The 20,510-nt window shown below is 58.5% G+C and carries 16 protein-coding genes and 2 pseudogenes; 14 read left to right on the plus strand and 4 right to left on the minus strand.

Annotated features, from left to right (window positions below):
* Window positions 1-134: 134 nt before the first annotated feature.
* The 3 genes from MKZ91_RS05015 (at window position 135) to MKZ91_RS05025 (ending at window position 2,833) form a co-directional block, all read left to right on the plus strand.
* Window positions 135-1,676, plus strand: a complete 1,542-nt coding sequence (locus MKZ91_RS05015; protein ID WP_336168623.1) for a bifunctional aminoglycoside phosphotransferase/ATP-binding protein — start codon at window positions 135-137, stop codon at window positions 1,674-1,676.
* A gap of 27 nt (window positions 1,677-1,703) precedes the next feature.
* Window positions 1,704-2,465: an ATP-NAD kinase gene (locus MKZ91_RS05020; RefSeq protein ID WP_336168551.1), complete on the plus strand. Its 762-nt coding sequence runs from the start codon at window positions 1,704-1,706 to the stop codon at window positions 2,463-2,465.
* A gap of 263 nt (window positions 2,466-2,728) precedes the next feature.
* Complete coding sequence (locus MKZ91_RS05025; protein WP_336168625.1) at window positions 2,729-2,833, plus strand: BON domain-containing protein; 105 nt, start codon at window positions 2,729-2,731, stop codon at window positions 2,831-2,833.
* Window positions 2,834-3,028: 195 nt separating this feature from the next.
* Here MKZ91_RS05025 and MKZ91_RS05030 read toward each other — a convergent pair whose 3' ends face one another.
* Both MKZ91_RS05030 and MKZ91_RS05035 read right to left on the minus strand, forming a co-directional pair.
* Window positions 3,029-3,334, minus strand: a complete 306-nt coding sequence (locus MKZ91_RS05030; RefSeq protein WP_336168553.1) for a c-type cytochrome — start codon at window positions 3,332-3,334, stop codon at window positions 3,029-3,031.
* Between the two features lie 33 nt (window positions 3,335-3,367).
* Window positions 3,368-3,766, minus strand: coding sequence for a hypothetical protein (locus MKZ91_RS05035; RefSeq protein ID WP_336168555.1), 399 nt, complete (start codon window positions 3,764-3,766; stop codon window positions 3,368-3,370).
* Between the two features lie 254 nt (window positions 3,767-4,020).
* Here MKZ91_RS05035 and MKZ91_RS05040 point away from each other — a divergent pair.
* Together MKZ91_RS05040 and MKZ91_RS05045 are read left to right on the plus strand one after the other, a co-directional pair.
* Window positions 4,021-4,110, plus strand: a pseudogene (locus MKZ91_RS05040) (CBS domain-containing protein); the annotation flags it as partial.
* Window positions 4,111-4,158: 48 nt separating this feature from the next.
* Complete coding sequence (locus MKZ91_RS05045; RefSeq protein WP_336168628.1) at window positions 4,159-4,683, plus strand: BON domain-containing protein; 525 nt, start codon at window positions 4,159-4,161, stop codon at window positions 4,681-4,683.
* A gap of 107 nt (window positions 4,684-4,790) precedes the next feature.
* Here the strand turns inward: MKZ91_RS05045 and MKZ91_RS05050 are convergent, their stop codons facing one another.
* Window positions 4,791-6,566 (minus strand): adenylate/guanylate cyclase domain-containing protein, encoded by a 1,776-nt coding sequence (locus tag MKZ91_RS05050; RefSeq protein WP_336168556.1) that lies wholly within the window; start codon window positions 6,564-6,566, stop codon window positions 4,791-4,793.
* A 988-nt stretch (window positions 6,567-7,554) separates the two neighbouring features.
* On the opposite strand from MKZ91_RS05050, the gene MKZ91_RS05055 reads away from it, so the two are divergent.
* The 9 genes from MKZ91_RS05055 (at window position 7,555) to MKZ91_RS05095 (ending at window position 18,220) form a co-directional block, all read left to right on the plus strand.
* Window positions 7,555-8,337, plus strand: a complete 783-nt coding sequence (locus MKZ91_RS05055; protein WP_336168557.1) for a response regulator transcription factor — start codon at window positions 7,555-7,557, stop codon at window positions 8,335-8,337.
* A 373-nt stretch (window positions 8,338-8,710) separates the two neighbouring features.
* Window positions 8,711-10,000: an O-antigen ligase family protein gene (locus tag MKZ91_RS05060; protein WP_336168559.1), complete on the plus strand. Its 1,290-nt coding sequence runs from the start codon at window positions 8,711-8,713 to the stop codon at window positions 9,998-10,000.
* Window positions 10,001-10,002: 2 nt separating this feature from the next.
* On the plus strand, window positions 10,003-10,860 hold the full coding sequence (locus tag MKZ91_RS05065; protein WP_336168561.1) for a hypothetical protein: 858 nt from the start codon (window positions 10,003-10,005) through the stop codon (window positions 10,858-10,860).
* A gap of 2 nt (window positions 10,861-10,862) precedes the next feature.
* Entirely contained in the window at window positions 10,863-11,891 is a 1,029-nt protein-coding gene (locus MKZ91_RS05070) for a hypothetical protein (RefSeq protein ID WP_336168564.1), read from the plus strand.
* A 56-nt stretch (window positions 11,892-11,947) separates the two neighbouring features.
* Window positions 11,948-14,152, plus strand: coding sequence for a pyruvate kinase (locus MKZ91_RS05075; RefSeq protein ID WP_336168566.1), 2,205 nt, complete (start codon window positions 11,948-11,950; stop codon window positions 14,150-14,152).
* A gap of 23 nt (window positions 14,153-14,175) precedes the next feature.
* Window positions 14,176-14,754: an adenylyl-sulfate kinase gene (locus MKZ91_RS05080; RefSeq protein ID WP_336168568.1), complete on the plus strand. Its 579-nt coding sequence runs from the start codon at window positions 14,176-14,178 to the stop codon at window positions 14,752-14,754.
* Window positions 14,755-14,837: 83 nt separating this feature from the next.
* Window positions 14,838-16,058 (plus strand): cation:proton antiporter, encoded by a 1,221-nt coding sequence (locus tag MKZ91_RS05085; protein WP_336168570.1) that lies wholly within the window; start codon window positions 14,838-14,840, stop codon window positions 16,056-16,058.
* A gap of 57 nt (window positions 16,059-16,115) precedes the next feature.
* Window positions 16,116-17,228, plus strand: coding sequence for a PqqD family peptide modification chaperone (locus MKZ91_RS05090; RefSeq protein WP_336168631.1), 1,113 nt, complete (start codon window positions 16,116-16,118; stop codon window positions 17,226-17,228).
* Window positions 17,225-18,220 (plus strand): nucleotidyltransferase family protein, encoded by a 996-nt coding sequence (locus MKZ91_RS05095; protein WP_336168571.1) that lies wholly within the window; start codon window positions 17,225-17,227, stop codon window positions 18,218-18,220. Before MKZ91_RS05090 ends, MKZ91_RS05095 begins: the two co-directional genes overlap by 4 nt.
* A gap of 628 nt (window positions 18,221-18,848) precedes the next feature.
* Here MKZ91_RS05095 and MKZ91_RS05100 read toward each other — a convergent pair.
* A pseudogene (locus MKZ91_RS05100) lies at window positions 18,849-20,510 on the minus strand (hypothetical protein); the annotation flags it as partial.

A 20,510-nucleotide genomic window follows, 5' to 3' on the forward strand; every position in this document is an offset into this window, starting at 1 on the left:
CCTCTTGGCCCTGAAGATTTCGCAGGAAGGATTGATCAGCGTCAACGCGACAAGGGCGGATGACGCGCATGATTGCAGAAGTATCGGCGCGGTTCATCGCGGGTCGCCGCCATTCGCCACGCAAGCGAGGCAACATGCTCGTTCAGGACCAGACCAACGCAATCGCATTCTTGAGCGACCGGCAAACGCACGGAAGCGATGAGATCGAACACATCGAGACTCATATTTCCCATATTTTTCTCACTGACGATCGCGCTTTCAAGATGAAACGCGCCGTCAAGCTTCCGTACGTTGATTTCTCGACGCCGGAGTTGCGGCTGGAAGCCTGCAAACGCGAGGTTCGCCTGAATGCGGCCACGGCTCCCGGCCTATATCGGGGCATCCGGACGATCTCGCGCGACTTGGCGGGCCGACTTCGCTTCGGCGACGGCGAGCTGGTCGAGCCGGTTGTCGAGATGGTTCGCTTCGAGCAGGATGCGCTGTTTGATCGGATGGCCACGCTGGGACGGCTGAACGCGACGCTGCTGACCCAAGCGGCGCGCATGATTGCCCGCTACCACCAGAGCGCACCTGTCGTTCATCGGAGTTCAGGATCTGCAAACATTGGCGCAGTGCTCGCCATCAACAGAGCTGGTTTTGCCACAAGCCGCGTGTTCGAAGAAACCGAAGTCGCCAAGATCACTCAGCTCTTCGAAGAAATGCTGAAAGAGAATGCGGCGCTTCTCGATAGCCGAGAGGCAGCTGGCAAAGTCAGGCTTTGCCACGGTGATCTTCACCTGCGCAACATATGTCTTATTGAGGGAGAACCTCGCTTATTCGATTGCATCGAGTTCAATGATCAGATTGCGACCGTCGACACACTCTATGATCTGGCGTTCCTTTTGATGGACCTGTGGCACAGAGGATTTCCACAATTCGCCAACCTGGTCATGAACCGCTATCTTGATGAAACGGATGATGAAAAAGGCTTTGTGCTTTTACCCTTCTTCATGGCCATAAGAGCGGCCGTCAGGGCTCACGTGATCGCCACTCAGGTTGCCGAGGGCGGAAACGCGGCTGATCTTACCTCTGAAGCACGTTCCTACTTTGAGTTGGCACGCTCGCTCCTCACAAAGGTTCAACCACGTCTCATCGTGATCGGCGGCTTCAGCGGCTCGGGTAAGACGACCGTAGCCGATGCGCTAGCCGCTCGGCTTGGCGCCCCTCCCGGCGCGCGCATTATCGAGAGTGATCGCATTCGCAAGGCGTTGCACGGCGTTGCAGCTGAGGTGCATCTTGATGCGGATGCCTATCGGCCAGAAGTCTCTGACAAGGTCTATTCCGAAATAGTTCGCCGCAGTCTGGCTATAGCGAAGGCCGGCGGGTCTGTTGTCGCCGATGCCGTGTTCGACCGTCTGGAAAACCGCAGGCTTATCGAGGTTGCATCTGCGGCTGCAGGTACCAGGTGCGAGGCCGTCTGGCTGCAAGCCGACGCGCAGGTGTTGCAGCAGCGCATATCCAGCAGGCACGAGGGGCCCTCCGATGCAGATCTGCGCGTTCTGGCCAGGCAGCTGTCAAGTGAGCAAAGGCCACCTGCCTGGCGCTTGATCGATGCGCAGCAGCCGGTTGGCGAGATGGTTGACGAGATCCTGGAGCCTGTAAAGGTGGGGCACCGACATGCCTGCCCGTTAAGTTGAAGACAGAATCCTGCTTGTGGTTTGGCCATGAAGATCACATTTCTTGCCTCTCCGAGACCAGCTGCACAGGAGGCGCTTGAGCAATTCGTCTGCAGGTACGGTCAGAGTTCGGTTTCGGGTGCCGACTATGTCGTAGCCATAGGAGGCGATGGTACCGCTCTGAAAGCCCTTCATGCGCTGCTCGAAGGGTCGGCGAAGCCGGTCTTCCCAATGCGGACGCAGGGCTCGATCGGGTCTCTTTGCAATCCGTTGCAGTTGTCCGATCTCATGGACCGGTTGATCAAAGCCATCCCCGTTGATCTGCCGGTGCTGCAAGCCGATGTCGAACGATTGGGAGGCGAGCGAACGACTGTCTTTGCAATCAACGAGATTGTGCTTACTCGACAGCGCCTGCAACAGGCGCGTTTCAAGCTGACAGTAGACGGAGGGAGCGCCCCGGCGACGATTGCGGGCGATGGTTTGGCGCTGGTGACGCCACTCGGAAGCACGGGCTATAACCAATCGTTGGGCGGTCCGCGTCTGCCCCTTGGCTCTCATCTCCTCGCGTTGACCGGCATCGCGCTGACGCCCCGGTTTCCGTGGCATCGCTCGGTCGTGCACGACCACATCATCCTGGACATAGAGGTCGTCGAACCCGAGCATCATCCTGTTCAAGTCGAGACTGTCGTTGAAATCGTACCCGGAATCCGTCGGGCGCGCCTCAGTTGCAGCGGCCACTGCAAGGCCACTCTGCTCTTGGATCGGGAGGTATTGAATTCGCTGACAGCATTTCACGGCCAGATTTGCTGAACTGAGTGGGACCGATAGCGCGCAGATCCAGGTTCAAAGTGGCTGGCTGACCCGGTCTGGGAGAGTCGATTGGCAACATCAAAGGGCCGGAGCATTTCGCTCGCGCCCTTGCTGGCGTCGTTGGTGTCACGAACCGGATCGAAATCAATCCGCGCGCTTTCGCGGCCGACGTCAAGAAGCGCATCGCGGATGCTCTGAAGCGAAATGCGGAAATCGAGGCGCACGCCATCAAGGTGGATATCCTTGATGGCGGAAGGATTTAGCTGGCAGGGCGGGTCAATTCGTGGTCCGAGCGAGAAGCTGCGGAACGCGCGGCATGGTCCGCCGCTGAGGTGAAGTCGGTCGGTGACCAACTCACAGTCGGCTAGCCCCGTCTTCGGCCACCGGTTTGCGCCAGAGTGCCGAGCGGAGAGCGCAGGCTGCTCTTCGCATTCGGGTCCTCTGCATCTCTGCATCTGCGTCGACGTTGGATCTGGATGGGCCGCACTACACCGCCATCGTTTGCGACGAGCATTTGCCTGAGCGTTGGGACGCCCGCCTATCTCATCGTCAGGCTCTCGGCCTCACGGTCGTTGTCCCTGCGACATGATGTAGGCGGTCAGATCGGCAATTTCTGCGCGCGTTAGTGAGAGATCCGGCATCCGTGAATGCTGCGGCGCCGACAGAAATGTCGACAAACGGGCAGCATCCAATTTTCCCGATTTTTTCATTTCGGAGAATGTCGGAACGTTGTCTGATCCACGTAGCTGTCCGGGAGCTGTCACGTGACATTCACTGCACCATCGATTGGCGATGGCGCGACCGCGCGCGAGATCGGCCGCGCCGCTTTGACCGCTGTGCAGCAACAATAAGACGGCGGCAACCTGCAAAACCCTGGTTCGCTCCCATGGTAAGGCCGGCATTTACATTACCACCTGTGCAGCCATGTTTTCGACGAGACGTTTCTCGTCGTCGTGAAGACGTTTGGTCGTCTTCCGCATGGAGACCGAGCCCATCTCTGCGAAGCGCGCTCCTCCATTGACATAGTCGAGCAGCGCGTCTTGCCAGAAGGTGCACCATAAGTCGAACAGATCGTTTTTGTGATCTGGCGATTGACAGTCTTCCAAAAAGCGTAAGTCGCTGTTGAGACGATTTTGCAAGAACTTCAACGCCTCAATCTGATAACGAAGGGTGGCCTCAATGGCCGCCGCCTGCATATGCCCGAGCGGCCACAAGGTGCCCCTCACTTCGACCGAGGGAATTGCGGGTGAGGGAAAGAACCAAAAAGGCGTGCTTGATTGATGCGGATTTGCTCGTTGCATGGGCATCGCTCCAGTTGCTGAAAAGACTCAGTCCCGGTGGCTGAACAGGACGCCAAAACGGCCTGGAAACTACATCTGGAACCTATCGAAACCCGCCATCTTCGTCCTTGATGCCGATCAAAGATTCTTCATTTGGTGACGATCGAAGGGGCTCATCGTTCCTTGATCGGCGTCAATCTCCGATGCCAGCCGTTGAGTTATATTGTCTAGGTTCCGGTCTTCCTACGGGGTCGCAAATGCATGCTGCGGACATCATGACCCGAAGGGTCTTAACCATAAGACCGGACCATAGCGTGCGACATGCCGCGCGACTGATGCTCGACAATCGGGTTAGCGGCTTGCCAGTCTGCGATGACGAGGGAAACCTCGTTGGTATCTTGTCCGAGGGGGACTTGCTGCGCCGCTCCGAGTTGGGATCGGCAACGCTGAACGAAACAGGCAACCGTAATCAACGGGATCCCCAAACTTACATCAAGGCACGCAGCTGGCGCGTCGGAGACGTGATGACCAAAGACCCGGTGACGATAGAAACGGACGCAACGGTAGACCAAATTGCAGCGCTGATGTCGGCCCGCTCCATTAAGCGTGTGCCCGTTGTTCAACGAGGCCGCCTGATTGGGATCGTCAGCCGTCGCGACATTCTCGAGGTTGTCGTTTCTCCCAAGCCCGAACGGTTTGCCACCGGTGACGAAGCCATCAGGCGTGCAGTACTGGCGCGCCTCCTATCCGATCTCAATCTTGATGCAGGCGCTATCGACGTCAGGGTGGAGGGCGGTGTCGTTGCACTGCGCGGCAGTGTCGAAAGCGGGGTCAAACGCCTGGCTGCTCGTGTTGCAGCGGAAGCGGTATGCGGGATCGGGGGCGTGCGAAACGAACTGCGCGTCATCAACGAGGCGGAGACCGAGATGGGGGCTTAGGCGAAGCATGAGGAAGGCGGCTTCAGCGGTTGGTCAGGGATAGCGGTGCTGGTCCGGCATCCGCCTGATGATTTCGTCGGTGCTTTTGTGCTGGCATTTCGACGCGATTATTCTTCGATACGACGCTTCTCTCCCGGGGGAAGCCCATGCTCGATCAACCTGTCGAGGTAGTCGCAGTAAGGACTGCCTTCATAGAATGGGTGGGCCGCCTCTCGGACGTATTCCGCATTCAGGTTTGGAAACTTCTTCAAAGCGTCAGAGATCCAGATCTTTACTTCATCGGTATTGCCCGCCCTGAGGGCGAGCAACGCTGCCCCAATGAATGGATAATAGGTTGTGCGTTCGAAGGACGCGCCCTCCCTTAGGTGCATCCGGGCCGTTGAGAGGTCATCGGGCTCGCCCCTCAGCATCAAGCCAATACCGAGCAGTGTCTTGAACGCAAACGTGGATGGATCGTGAGGACTGAGATCGATGGCATTTTGTGCGGCTCTAATCGTCGTATCGGCGTCCCTGAGCCGCACGGCTGCCATTCCATGTGCGAAGTGAAGAAACGCGTAGTTGCGATTTAATGCAAGGCCCTGTTCAGCGACAGGCATGGCCTCAGCCGCTCGCCCGGCCACCGTCAGAAGGAGCGACATCATCGCGTACGCGATATCGCTCCGCCTGTCGATTTCTAATGCCTTCATGGCGAACGATAATCCTTCCTTGACAGCGACGGGCACGTCTGCGGCACGTCCCCAAAGGACGAGTGCGTATCGGTGACGAGCCAAATAGGCGTAGGGAAGCGCGAAATTCGGATCGTGTTCGAGCGCTTGTCGCAGGAATTTCTCGGCAGTGGCTTGAGAACCTGCTTCGAAGGAAAGCAATTCAGCAAGGCCGCGGTGACAAAGTTCCCAAGCAGTAAGGTTGTCGGTCGATTTGGCGAGAGCGAGGCCCCGTTCGTGCGCTCCCAGTTCTGGTTCGATGCCCGCGATAATCCGGCGGGTTATCTCATCCTGCACATCAAAAAAATCCGCGATCGGTCGATCCCACCGCTCGGCCCAGATGTGTACTCCGGACAGCGCGTCGATTAGCTGTACGGTGATCCTCAACCGATCACCTGACCGCCGAACCGATCCTTCCACGACATAGCGCACACCAAGTTCTCGGGCGATCTTGCGTACGTCCTTGACTGTTCCCTTGTAGGCGAAAGTTGAATTGCGAGCGATCACGAACAGCCATCGAAAGCGACCTAGTTCCGTGATGACGTCTTCGACCAGTCCATCGACAAAGAAGTCCTGATCGGGGGTGGCAGAGAAATTTTGAAATGGGAGAACCGCGATCGAAGCACGTTCCTGCCCAGAGAGCCGAACCGGGCTCGGCGCCGTGCCGTCCACCTCGACCTGCCACACGTCAATTGGTTCGGGGATGTTCTTAACGGACTGCGGGCCGAGCCACGTCATCCCAGCCTCTATCTTGCCTTGCACATGATCGTAGATTGCACGAGATATGCAGATGCCTCCGGCGGGTGCGATGGTTTCCAAACGCGCGGTGATGTTGACGCAGTCGCCGAGGATGTCGTCCCCATCGACCACCACGTCTCCGAGATGAAGACCGATTCGGAAACGCAGACGTCGGTCTTCCCCTTGAGGAGATTCGCGCGAGATCAAGCTACGCTGCATTAGAAGAGCCGCTCTTACCGCCAACACTGGCGATGGGAAATCGACTAGGAGCCCGTCGCCCATGGTTTTGACGATGCGGCCACCGCCTTTGATAATCGCCGGGTCAATCACGCAGGTTCGCGCGTCGCGCAGCCGCGAAATGGTGCCCTCCTCGTCCGCCGCCATGAGACGAGAATAGCCGACCAAATCGGCCGCCATTATTGTGGTAAGGCGACGTTCCACGCTTGCCCCTCCGCCAGAAAAATACAGTATCGCCTGATAAGCAAATGCGAAAGCACTCTTGAACCGCGCCAATCAGTTGTCGGTTTTTTAGAGCTAATGTCCATCCGGTGGAGGGCCGCTGCCGACCTGTGACTTGAGTCGTTGCAACGCCATTCGCTCGCCAGCGATCCAACGCCGCGAGCGGCACTCTCGATACTGAGGTTGTGACGTCATGATCGGCCGCCGGAACCCACTTCAATCGGTTCGTGGATTTCACGCCGACACAGGCGGTTCAGACGCTAGCAGTCGGATCATCGCTGTATCCGCTTATGCGAAGGGCGTAGCGCCGATCACGGTCACTTGTCCGGAGCATCAGCCGTGCGTTTGTTATGCGCGGCCCGCATAATATCCATATCGTGGACGTGACTGATGGCCGCCAGCTCCTTCATGATTTCGACAATCACGATGTCAACGCGGCCAGCTTGGGCGCTTTGTTTGGCTGACGCCAGCCTCAATCTGGCGGTGCCGCTGCATGAGCGCGGACGAAAGCGGCTGCTGCTTGTTTCCTGCCATTCCGCTTGGCGAAGAGAACGTTACTTCTCAGTCCTCTAGCCTAGGTTGCTCTCGTCCCGAATTGTTGTGTCGGCTTCTTGTTTGTCGGGGCGCAACGAACTGGTGGGCGGTCATGACTGTCGGAGCGGCCGGATAGTACTTAGGTGCGATATCCAATAGCTATTTCATAGGAGCAAATACGCACTGCCTACCTCTTTTTTGATACGCGGCACAGCAATTTGATCGTATTCTGAAGGCGGCCTTTGTAGTAGGCTCCCGCATGCGAAAGCTGTAAAGTCTGCGTGTTTCGCAGTAGTGGAGAGCTGCGTTCAAGTTGGTGTTCCGGTGCGCTCTCTAAGTATTTTCCGAAGTATTTTGTGTAGCCGAGTTGCGCAACCCTGATGGGTTCATTGCAGCGCATGGCCTTAATATTTTCGGTTCTAGGAGCAACGTAGGTATGATCTTGAAATCGGCCAACGGAAAGCAAATAGCTGGTAGTAACGCACACAACTTGTCCAAAGAACACTTCGAAGGTGGCGATTTGCGCACAGCGCTGTCGCCTCAGCAGGAGCGCCTGCTGTTGATCATCGACGGTCGGGCGCTCGACCGACAATGCCTGGCGCAGAGCATCGTCGCCCTCAAGTCGGACATGCAGGTTCTGGCCCTCGGTTCAATTGACGAATGGCGACAGCGGCGCAGTCAATGGCCGCGATTGTCCGCGATCCTGTTGAACATAGGCGGCAGAAAGCTCTCTGAGCAGGCCGTTGCTGAAGACATTCGCAGGCTGTCGTCGGAATTTGGACCAGGACCGGTCATCGTGCTGGCCGACACGGACGAGCTCAGTCAAATCATGAGGGCGCTTGAATGTGGGGCGAAGGGCTACATACCTTCCTCTGTCAGCATCGATGTTTGCATCGAGGCCGTCTACCTTGCTTTGGCGGGCGGTATATTCGTCCCCGCCAGCAGTGTGTTCGCAATGCGCGAGCTGCTGGAAACGAGCAATGCGGCCAAGCGACCGCTTGCCGGCATGTTCACCGCTCGAGAGGCGGAGGTTGTGGAGGCGCTGCGGCGCGGAAAGGCCAACAAGATCATTGCCTATGAACTCAATCTGCGCGAGAGCACAGTTAAGGTTCACATCCGCAACATCATGAAGAAAATCAAGGCAACGAACAGGACCGAGGTTGCATACAAGATAAATGACCTGTTTCCTGGCGACAGTTCGTCAGACGGCGCCGCATAGCTGATGCAGCCTGCGGAGGGCTGGCTGCGTTGTTTCGAGTGACAAGAACCGGCTCTGGCGCACACCGCTTGCATAAGCAAAGGCTTCCGTTTACTCTCAAGCTTTCGGGTAGTTTAGCGTGAGCGTGTTTGGAACAGATATCCGACCAGCGCTCAGAGCGACAAAAGCACTGGAATGCAGGGAAACTCACCTGCAGTGCGGCAGCGTATCTGGAATTACCTTTCCATAACAATCTCAAGACCTACTAGGTCCGGCGTGTTGATGGGTATCGGTCGGAGCGGATGTCATCCGCTGTAGAGGCACCCTCCGCAGGGTTCGAATCCGCAAGTTTCACGCTTGATCGAGTTACGTTCCTTCGGCGGCGGAGCGATCTTTGCTGCAAGTCTCCCTCCTGCTGCTGATTGTATCGATCTGGTTTCCGGGCGCCACGCGGCTTGCCGGCACAGACGGCTCGGTTTCCTTTCTTCTGGCTCTGTTCTGTGCTGCCGTCGGCGTCGCATCGTACGGCACGCTCGGAAAACGCGTCTACCGCACCGAGGCGACCTTGGCGATGGCGTTGCTCGCTACAGCCGCACTGATCATCATGTTGTCGATGTTGTCGATGCTGCACGCCGACAATCCGACGCGAGCCATGCGGGCTGTCTTTGCACAGATTTTCGGCTTCGCCACGATCCCAGCGATTGCGGCGATTTCCACGAGGCCAGATGGCTTGGCTGCGATCGACAGATTGGTATCGGCGATGATCTTCATGAGCGTTGCTACAGCGTGTCTCGTTGTCCTCGGGCTCGGTAGTGCCAAATTCGCGGATAGAGCGGAAGGCTACTTCAAACACGCGAACCAGTTGGGAATAGCGCTTTCTGCTGGCCTGCCACTTGTCGCCGCTCGGCTGGTTACCGTGCGAAAACACCGAATGCTGCTCACTGGCTGCCTGGTCGCCGTACTTCTCGGCTTGGTGAAGTCCGGATCCAAGACCAATTTCGTCGTTGGCGTTGCAGGCCTCGGGCTCTTTTTCGCCTTGTACGCGACCTATCTCGTGGTCAGAAGGCAGCGCCCCTTGACAGTCATCGCTGGCGTGATCGCAGCACCGTTGGTGCTCCAGGCGGCTGTGTTTATCCTGCAAGCCCTTAATCCACGGGCGCATCGGTTATTGATGATGCAATTGTCCGGCGGAGAAGCCCATTCGATGGTCTCGCGTGAGCGGTTGTGGAGCATCTCGATTGACCTGGGTCTCGCCCACCCGTTCGCGGGCGTCGGCGCCGGCCAGCCGATCGGAGAGATCGCGCCCCATAGCCACAACCTGTTCATCGAATACTTCCGCACCCTGGGCGTTCCCGGCGCCGGGCTGATTACCATTATGGTATTGCTCGTCGTCATTTTCCTCATCAGCTCTGTGGTTGCGACCTTGAGAGGTAAAGGCAAAAGCAGGTATGCGACCAAAACCAATGTCATGGTTCTCGGATCTGCCGTTTGCACTTGGAATTATCTCGTCGCGAACCAGATGAGCGATTCCTTCGGTCCGTCTACGGCGCCGTTCTTCTGGATTCCGCTGGCCCTCTTGATTGCCTATCGCAGCATGCAGCGATCGTCCGTGCCGCAACTGGATCAGGGCCGTGTAGCTTACCATAGCGTCGCGCCGCACGCAGCGCAGACGTCGGGAACATGAGGGTGGCCGCCTTGGATCCTGATCCTGAACCACCACAGCGAATTAGCGCAATAGCGGGCGGTGATCGGCAGCAAGCCGGCACGCACCCCCTGCCAGCGGATATTCGTTTCATCGAGTTCTTCGGTCTTCCAGGCATAGGAAAGACGACAGCCTCCCGCCTTGTGGCTGAAAAGCTGCAGCGCGCCGGTTCTGTTGTCTACGAGAAGCGGTTGACATGGGAAGAAGAGGCGCTCCTTGAACGGCAGTTGAATCGGCTGAGTCTCGTCTTGCCAAGGCTGCGCAACCGCGAATTTCGCTCGATAGCGTCGCGCATTGCGAGATTTGTTGCTGAGGACGGGCAGGAGTCGCCTGTGGATCTGCTGCGATGGACTTGGGGGCTCTGCTCGGTTGCTGCATACATTGCCGAGCAGCGGTCCAAGGGGGGCTGCGTCACGATCCTCGACCAGGGACTGTTACAAGGGTTTTGGTCGATTCTGCTGAAAAGCCGGCATCGGGGTACCTCCGAGAGTTGGCTGGATGTGATGTCTGCCATTGGACTGGACGACATCGTCTTTGTCGATCTGCGTGGTGGCGTCGATCTCGCACGCGAACGGATTAAAGGCCGAGGCGACCGCGCTTCCCGGATGCAGCGCGAACCTTCGACGAGTGAGGGGTCTCTCTGGACCAAGGCGGAGAGCGCCTATTGCACGATCGCCGCCGAACTGTGGAAGAGACAGAACGCGCCGCGCAGCATGCCGATGTTCGCAGTCGTGGATATGACAGCCTCGGCCTCGCCCGAGACCGTGGCCGACAAGACGCTGCAGGCAGTGCTTCTGGCCTATCAGCGCAGGCACAACGCTATCGAGCCGGAGGTTCACTGATCGTGGAACTGGATCGCCGGTCATTCATGTGCCTTGCTGGAGTTGGTCCGGCCGTAGCACTCTTGAGCGGTTCGAGTGTCATCGGTGACCGGCCGGCGCCGACCGATGAAGACGATTTGGTCGGTACGCGTGTCGTGTTGATCGGCGAATATGGTTACATGCAGAAGACCATCCGCGACCTTCCGCCCGAAACCACGGTCGATGCCAGGCGGGCTCTTTTCACAGTTGCCAACAGCCGCAATACCGCTCCGAATGCACTCCTTGGCTGCCAAATCGGCATGCGGCCGGTCAATCCCTATCCGGTCGTCCTTCGCGATTGCCCTGATGTCCATTTCTTGGGAGGGCGCATCAACGGCGAAGTGCCGCTTCAATCGGACTGGGCGCCAACCTATTGCAACAGCGCCGGTCTACTCGTCAAAGGCGGAACGAGGCGGCCGACAATCGAGGGTCTGCGGGTCCGCCGTTGTTGGGATGGCGTCCGCCTGACCGACGAGGCGAAAGGCTTTCTCATCAAGAGTTGCTGGCTAAGCGAGGTCAGGGACGATGCCGTTGAAGACGATCACCTTCTCGGCGGTGTCATCGATGATTGCCTGCTGGATGGTTGCTTTTCGGGGATAAGTCTCGACCCGGCATCAAATGCCCGCGACGGCAGCAAAGAGGTCGTGGCGATAGAGCGTTCGCTGATCCGGATGCAACCCTACCTGGCCAAAGGCGAAGTGGTCCATCAGGTGCCCGTCAAAGCCTCCGACGTATCTCCGACATTGAAGATTACAGATTCGGTCTTTGCATTCTCATCGCCGAAGATGCGGGGATTTCGACGGATGGAGCGCACCTGGCAGAGACTGCTTGAAAGCCATGGGAACACGCTTCTGTGGCTGCCGGACGAACCGATACCAGCAGAGTTGCCGCTTCCCTCCCAAGGATTTGACGTGCTGAGCGGCAACGAGGCACGCGAATTCTGGCACAAGGCTCGCCAGCAATGGATCCGCGCCCACCCAGACGTTCCCCGGTTCCCCGACGACGAGTTGTGACGATTGCGCACCTCGCGCGACATGCGCTTCGGGCAAATCTTGATCCCATCAATGCAATGAACACGATCAAAGGTGAAACCATGAAAGCCAGACAAGTCGAACTCCTCTGCACGCTCGGTCCGGCATCCCTCAACGACAGGGTCATCCATTGGTTGGAACGGGCAGGCACTTCGCTGCTGCGCCTCAATCTGTCGCACACGAAGGTCGAGGATATCGAGCGGATCGTCGGCTTCATCCAGCAGCGAACGTCCGTACCGCTTTGCCTTGATACAGAAGGTGCCCAGATCCGCACCGGGCCGCTTGCCGACGGCAAGATAACTGTGCGGGAAAACCGGTTCCTGACCGCTCACGCCCGGCCGGTCACAGGCAATCAGTCCGCCATCAGTCTCTACCCGGCCTATATTGTCAGTAAGCTTGAAGTTGGCGACTTCGTCAGCATCGACTTTAATGCCGTCCTCTGTCAGGTCGTCGAAAAGCGCGACGACGAGGTCGTCCTTCGGGTGCTGAACGGAGGCGAGATCGGGCAAAACAAGGCGGTGACGGTGCAGCGGACGATCGATATGCCGCCGCTCACCAAGAAGGACGTCGCTGCGATTGCCATCGGTCGGCGCATGGGCGTCCGGCACTTCGCACTTTCGTTCGCCCACCGGGCCTCCGATGTGGATGTGATCCGCTCCCACGCCGGCAACGACGCAACGATCATATCCAAGATCGAGTGCCTGAGCGGGTTACGGTATCTGGCCGCCATCGCTGAAAAGTCCGAGGCAATCCTTATCGACCGTGGCGACCTCTCGCGAGAGGTTCCGATCGAGCAGATCCCTGCAATACAAAAGATGATCATCAGCCAGGCGAAAGCGCATGGTGCCAAGGCCTATGTTGCGACCAACCTGCTCGAGTCGATGACAAGTGCACCAACGCCCACCCGGGCCGAGGTCAACGATATCTACAACACGCTGGCGGATGGCGCAGACGGTCTCGTCTTGGCGGCGGAGACGGCCATCGGTCAATATCCGGTCAACTGCGCACGGATGGTGGCAAAGGTCTCCCTGCAATTTCTGCGGAACACGACCAATGGTGGGCGGCCCATCCGTGTGCGTCCCTCGGTGCTGATGTCGGGTGTCGAGCCCCATGGCGGGCGTCTCGTTTGTCAGGCTGCCGGCCCGCTCGAAATTCCCGACATCAAGCGGTTGCCGACCATCACGGTTGCTGATGAAGAACTGACTGACGTCGAGCAAATCGCCCGCGGTACGTTTTCGCCCTTGTCTGGTTTCATGGACAAGGCCTGCCTGGAGAGCGTGCTGGAAGAGAGGCGTCTGCCTAATGGACCAATTTGGACAATGCCAGTTTTGCTCGCTGTACCGAAAGAAGCAGCAAGTCGCTACGCCAGAGGCGACCGTGTCCTCTTATGCAACCAAGGCGGCTCGCCACATTCGGTCCTCGATGTGTCAGAATCCTATGAATTCAGACCTGATCTTCTGGCGCGCAAATGGTTCGGCACAGAAGCGCGCGAACACCCCGGTGTTGCCCGCGTCCTTGCGCGCGGTGGCCATTTTCTTGCCGGCCACGTCACGCTTGCACAAGCTCTGGACTTGCCCTGCCGACGCTATGACCTGACCCCGTCGCAATTACGAACGGTCTTTGCCCACAAGGGCTGGAGCCGCGTGGTCGCGTTCCACAGTCGCAATCTCGTCCATCGCGGGCACGAGATGATTCAACTCCAGGCCATGGAACGCACCTTTGCCGACGGCCTGCTGATCAACCCGATCGTCGGGCACACAAAACGCGGAGATTTCTTGCCGCACCTGATCCTCGACGGTTACCAGGCGATGCTGGATTATGGCATCTATCCGCCCGGTAAGGTGGTGTTGGCAAGCTTCATCACCTATCCACGATTTGCCGGTCCTCGCGAGGCGGTCTTCACCGCCCTTTGCCGCAAGAACATGGGTTGCAGCCACATCATTGTCGGGCGCGATCACTCCGGCGTGGGCGACTTTTACGGCGCGAACGCCGGTCGCGAACTTTTCGAAGATCTCGGCGATATCGGCATCGAACCGATCTTCTTCGAAGCAGTCGGCTACGATACCCAATCCGAACGTTATGTCGACCTCGGCGCCTGCGGCACCGCCAGTCCCATCAGCGGAACCGAGATCAGGCGCGCGTTAAAGGCGGGCGAAGCGTTGCCGAACTGGATGATGCGTTCAGAAGTGCAGGACATCGTCCGGGCCGAGTTGATGATGAAACACGCGCTGTTCCAGGAATAGCGAAAGGGCAAGGAGGATCGACTGTGCAAGGAAGCACGCATCAACAGCCCGAAGCGCGGCGTGAACGCGTTCTGCCGCAGGCCGGAACAGTCCTATGGCTGCTTGGACCGACCTCGGCCGGCAAGACCACGTTGGCAACGCGTGTCGTCGCCGATCTGAGGGCAGCCGGGTTGCCCGCTATTCTGTTTGACGGCGACGAAGTCCGCGACTTCTTTGGTGACCAATTGGGTTTCGGCGCAGACAGCCGGTTGCGCGTCGTTTCGGTCCTCGTCCATCTGGCAAACAAAGCGGCCGAAGCCGGCCTCAATGTGATCGTCGCGGCTCTGACGGCAGGTGAGGACGCGCGCGACTATGTTCGCAAGAATGTGAAGAACCTCACAACAGGTTACGTCGCTTGCTCCATCCAAGGCTGCGCTGAGAGGGATCCCAAGGGACTATATGGCAAGGCCATGCGCGGCGAGATCGATACACTCATCGGTTACAACAGTGCCTATCTGCCGCCAGATAACCCCGACTTCGTTCTCGACACGGAAAAGTATTCGCTCGATCAACTGGCAGCTCGTATCGTCGTCACCTACCCCAGGATTGGCGGTCGTGCGTGACATCCTTGACTTGACCATCCGCCACCCACCACGCTCGAGGTTACGCCATGAGCGATTCTGAGACTGCGCGTTTCTTCCTTTCCTTGGTCCTGCTGCTCGTCGCAGCGTTGGCCGGCGGGCAGCTGTTCGAGCGGCTGAAGATGCCGCGTGTCATTGGTGAAATCGCTGGTGGCATCGTCCTTGGACCAACGGTGCTGGGCGCGATCGCGCCTGAGGCCCACAAATCGCTGTTTGCAGCCTTCCCGGCACAAGGAGCATTGCTGACCGCCTTCTATTGGTTCGGCCTCGTGCTTCTGATGTTCACCGCAGGATTCAAAGTGCAGACAGATGGGGGTGGTGGCGCAGGTCGGATTGTTACCGCGCTGGTTGTTGGCACGCTGATGATCCCATTCGCGCTCGGTTATGCCGGCGCCTCACTTTTTGCGGACACCCAGCTAGGTGATCCCTTCGCCTTCAAATTGGTTATGGGGATAGCTGCGGCGGTAACGTCGATCCCGGTCATTTCGCGTATTTTTCTCGACCTCGGGCTGATGGGAACGCCATTCGCGCGCAACGTCATCGGCGCTGCGACGATCCAGGATCTCATACTCTGGACGATCCTCGCCGTTGCCACTGCCGTCCAGCATGGCGAAGCGGCGAATGCAGCGGGTATCGGGCGTGTGGTCGTCATCACGCTCGGTTTCGTCGTCGCTTCCCTGTTTTTTGCTCCCGCCGTCGTAAGGGCGCTACGTCATCGGGTCATCGGGAAGTTCAACGAAGCGCCATTCACGGGCTACACAATGCTCCTGTGCCTGGTCTTCGTCGCCGTGGCGAGCCTGTTGAACGTGAACATCGTTTTTGCGGCGCTTGTTGCGGGACTTGTCATGGCTCGGTTCCCCTCGCGGCACCTCGCACCTGTCAAGCAACACATCGCCGATATCGCGATCTGGTTTTTCGTTCCGATCTACTTCGCGCTTGTCGGGCAGCGGCTCAATCTCGTGCATGAGTTTGATGTCGGCTTGACGGCTCTGTTCATCTGCTTGAGCACGACCATCAAGCTTGTGAGCTGCACGTTTGCCGCAAGAACGGCCGAACGCGACTGGGGAAGGGCGCTCGACTATGGCGTTGCCATGAACACGCGCGGCGGGCCGGGCATCGTGCTCGCCAGCGTGTCGCACGCAGCTGGCATCATCGACGGGCGCATGTTCACAGCTCTTGTCCTGGCCTCGATCCTTACCTCGTTTGCCACAGGACTTTGGTTGCGCTGGCGGCTTGTGCGCGATCCCAAAGTCTTTGGTGGGTTGGTAGGGGCGCCGGCCGAGTAAGCGTGTGCGGGTGCCGGCTAGCCGGAAGGGGTAACTCCAGTGGAGTCTCGATTGGGAATGCCAAGCGGGTGCGCGCAGCTGCGTTTCGTCACGCAAGCGCGGCTTTCGCGCATTAGGGGGCAGAACATTTTGTTCAGTGGTTCGCAGCACGCGATTTTTTCGCTGAATGATACAGCCGCCGCGATCTGGCGGATGTTGGAAGAGGGCAAACCTGCTGATGCCGTTGTTCGCGGGATAGCGTGTGGCGCTCCGGATGCGGGCGGGCAGGTCGAAGCAGCTTTGAAGGACTGGCAGCGTCTGGGGTTGATCCGGCCGCGCATCTCGCCGCTCGACATTGCTGCGCGACAACATGTTACCCAGACGCTGAGTATTGCCGGCCGCCGCATTCGCATTCTCTATCCGATGGCGCACGCCTTCCCGACGGTTGGCGTATTCAGGCATCTTGAGGTCGAGCAAGAAACCACCGATGTCGTGTTCCAGTGGGCCGAACACGATGATCGGCTCCATCTGTTTCGCAATGGTGACTGGCTCCTGGCATCGGCGTCGGATGAGATGGCGACGGTGTTGAAGGGCGAAGTGCTGAATGATGTCCTCGGGACCAGCACCTATGAACTTGCCCTGCACGTAGCAGCACTCCTTAAGGACGAGCGCCTCGTCCTGCTCTGCGGCGACCCAGGGGCGGGTAAGACAACACTCACGCTAGCGTTAGCCCACGCCGGTTTCGGCGTTGCATCGGACGATGTGACGCTGCTGCAAGGTGACGGGCGCTGTGTCGGGCTTCCATTCGCAGCCGCCGTCAAATCGGGAGCATGGCCCCTTCTGGCCCCATATTTCCCGGACCTGGCGGAAATGCCCGTTTTTCGCCGCCCGGATAACCGGCGTGTGCGCTACATCGCGCCCAAGATATCCCCGGACTTGTTGTCACGACAATGGCCCGTCGGATCCGTCGTAATGCTACGTCGCGATCGGGATTCGAGGCTGCGGCTGGACGAGGTCGGTCCGGTGGATGCATTATGTGGTCTCCTCGGCGGTGCGTTTGCGCCCGGCGGAGAGCTCGGGGCGATAGGATTCGACGCCTTGGCTCGCGTGGTCGGATCGGCGCGTGCTTTCCGCTTGACCTACTCTGACCTCGATGGAGCCGTGGATCTGATAAGGAGGTCTTGCCGATGAGGCAGGACGTTTATCCGATTGATGCTCTGGTCGCCGGCCTTCGCGGCCGGCTTGTGGCGCAACCGAATTGGCCGGCCGTGATTGAGTTGGCGAACCATGCCTTGCTGACGCCGTCATTGTTTGCATCGCTAAACGAAGCTGGTCTGCTTCAGCACGTGCCGGGCGACGTGCGTAACTACCTTCAGTTCATTCATGATCGCAATCGCGAGCGCAACCTACTCTTGCGTTCGCAACTTGATGAAGCGGTTGCCGCCTTCAATTCAGTCGGCATTGTGCCGATTCTTCTGAAAGGCGCGGTTCCGCTGTTTTTGTCGGGTGCCGCACAGAACCGAATGACGAGCGATCTCGACGTGGCCGTCACAGCGCAAGATGAAGCCCCGGCCCAGACTTGCCTCGAGGAGCTTGGCTACGTGGCCGTGTCCAGCGGGCGGGGGATGGAACGCCCACAGGATGTGGGCGTTCTTGAATTGCGCTTGTATCATCCGGACGACTTTGGCGCCCCGAAGCTTGTGAAGCAAAACGAACTCCTCGTCAAAATTCCATCCGGCTCGTCCCGTGCCTGGCACTGGATGGCGCACGATATGCTGAAGGAGGGAGACTACTGGCGCGGGCGAATGGACCTCAGACACATGTACGATCTGGCACAACTGTCAGAAGATGGGCAGGTCGACTGGACAGTGTTCAGGGCGTCACTGTCGGACAAGAGTGTAGGCAACGCTGTCGATACCCAATTGCTGTCACTCAACCGCTTCTTTGGCACGCCTGTTCCGGCCGACTGTCTGGAGCGGCCCCTGCTTCGATTCCAGCACTGGCGACGCAGCTTTGCGTCGAGGCACCCGCTCTTAGGGGCACCCCTACGTCTCGCCGGGAATCTGTTCTGGGGCGCGAAGCGCCTATCGCGCGTGCGCGAGCTGGCGCAGGCCGACCCTGTCCATCTCGTTCGTCGAATCGCGGGCGTACTATGCAACGAAAATATTCGTTCCAAGATATGAAATATTGAATTGATTAAAATGCCCGCATTGCAACTAATATGATAAAATGATAATATTTTTATCTACCAATAGCTAGTGAATTGGGGGCTTTCATGTCGACGGATGACGTTAGAGTATCGGAGATAATACCAGAAGAATTTGGTTCTGAGGCGGAAGCGCGTCGAGATTTTCTAATAAAAGCGGGACGTTTTGCTGCGGTGACGCCGCCGGCTATAACTCTTTTGCTTGGAACAAGCCTGAGTTCCCACGCCATCGCCAAGTCCGCGGGCTCACGTCCTCATCACGGCAAGCCGCGCAGCAAGCATGATTGGGGAAACAAGCCGAAAAGCCGCCATAATCCACGAGGACCGGTGAAAAAGGCAGCAAAATTAGACCGCGGTCACGGGAGACATAAGGGGTAGAGACTTTGCGTCGCGGCAGTCGGGGCCTTCGCCATGTCGACGAACAGGCCGCGGCTTTGAAGAGCCTCGTTACCAACTCCTGATCATTTCAGCAATGCCGCCAGGCACACCGGTTTAGGTTTAGCATGACGGCAGCAAGAAGCCGGAGTTTCCTCGCGGAAGCTCCGGCTTTTTAATGCTGTGTATTCTATGCGGACCCGCGTCGGCTGTTCGCAAGATGCGAGCGTTTAACCGACGAGGAGACCAGAGCGCACGAAATTGTCGTCATGAAGCTGGTCCGCGCGCAAACCGACAAGCGTGAGTTGATCCGTTCCGCTTAGATTGGTCACGACGTTCGCGCCCTGGTTTGACGCCACCTGTTGGAACTCACTGGCACTATCGATGCCGAAAGCTCGCAAATCGAGACGGTCTCCGGTGCCTGTGCCAGCCCTGAAATTCAGGATGGTGTCGTTGCCGTCGCCGGTCTGGAAGGCGAAGATGTTGCTGTTCCTGCCGCCGACCAGCGTATCGTTGCCGCGCCCGCCGGTCAGTGTCGCATTGCTGCCGAGCCCCCACAGATAGTCCGCGCCGGGCGTGCCGTTCAGCACGTAGTTGCCGTCGACGATCGTCGGCGTTCGGCCGGCGGGTGTGGGGATGAAGTAGGTGTCGGTGAGCGTGCTCGTTGTGGCGGTCCCGTTGAAACTGGTCACGGTGTACACCTGGATCAGCATGCCCTGATCGGTGATGGTAACGAGGCTGGCGCCGACATTGGGAACATCTTTTCTGTCGCCGGCGAAGCCCGTCGAGATATACGGCATTTGAACGCCATCGCCGTTGTCGTCGCGATTTTCCCGGTAGTATCCGTGCCGGTGGCCGGCGAATGCCGCGTTGACACCCCAAGTTTCATAGGGCCAGCGCATGCTGCTGCTTCCGCCATCCGGATTGTAGGCGGTGTGGTGGAAATAGGCGATGTTGAAGCTTGCATTCGAGGCGTCGAGCGTCGAGCGCATCCATTGGCCCTGAGTCGAGGTGGAGGTTCGGCCATCCGGCTCGTCGCTGTTGCTGTTGAGGCCAAAGAAATGCACCGGCCCGATCTGGAAGTCATAGTATCGCTCGTTGTCGGGCAACGTGAAGAAGTTCAGGTAGTTGGGCACATGGCCGCCGTCATATTCGTTGTCGCCAATTACCGGGAAGAAACGGTTGATGCTGCTGCCAGGCCCATAGGCGCCCTGATAGTTTCCGACATAGTCGTGGTAGAGTTGCCCGACCACGCCGTCATAAGTCTGCGCGGATGACGAGAGGTTGTCTCCGATGGTGAGGATGAAATCGACGTTCCAACCGTGAACGAGTGCGGCGACCGCCTTTTCGCCATTGAGGTCGGCGTCGCCCATGTCGCCGAGGACGGCGAAGCGGTAGAGCGTCTGCGGCCCTGCTTGAGCTGCGACATTGACAGTAAAGTCGTGCGTGGCGGTGCTTCCGTCAGACGAGGTCGCTGTCACGGCAAGGGTGATCGACGGCTCGTTTTGGGCATTGAGGGTGCCGGTGGCGGAACGGGTAATGACACCGTTGGAGTCGATGGCAAAACGCGTGTCGCTGAGGCTGTATGTGACAGTCGATCCGGCGTCGGAATCCCTTGCAGAAGCGGTTATACCGACCCGTGTTCCAACGGCGGCGCTCTGGACGATCCGGTTGGTGGCGCTGTCCGTGTCGGCCGGGTCGTTGAAGGCGACCGGCTCGGCGCTGTTGATCACGCCGAGTATGTAGGACTGGGTGGCCGTGCTTCTGTCGGAGGAGGTCGCGGTCACGGTCAGCGTGATTGAAGTTTGTGTCTCGAAGTCGAGTGTACCGATGCCGGAGCGCGTGATCACGCCGTCGGAGTTGATGGCGAACCGTGCATCGTCGATGCTGTA

The organism is Ensifer sp. MJa1 (assembly GCF_037026475.1).
Taxonomy (GTDB): domain Bacteria; phylum Pseudomonadota; class Alphaproteobacteria; order Rhizobiales; family Rhizobiaceae; genus Ensifer.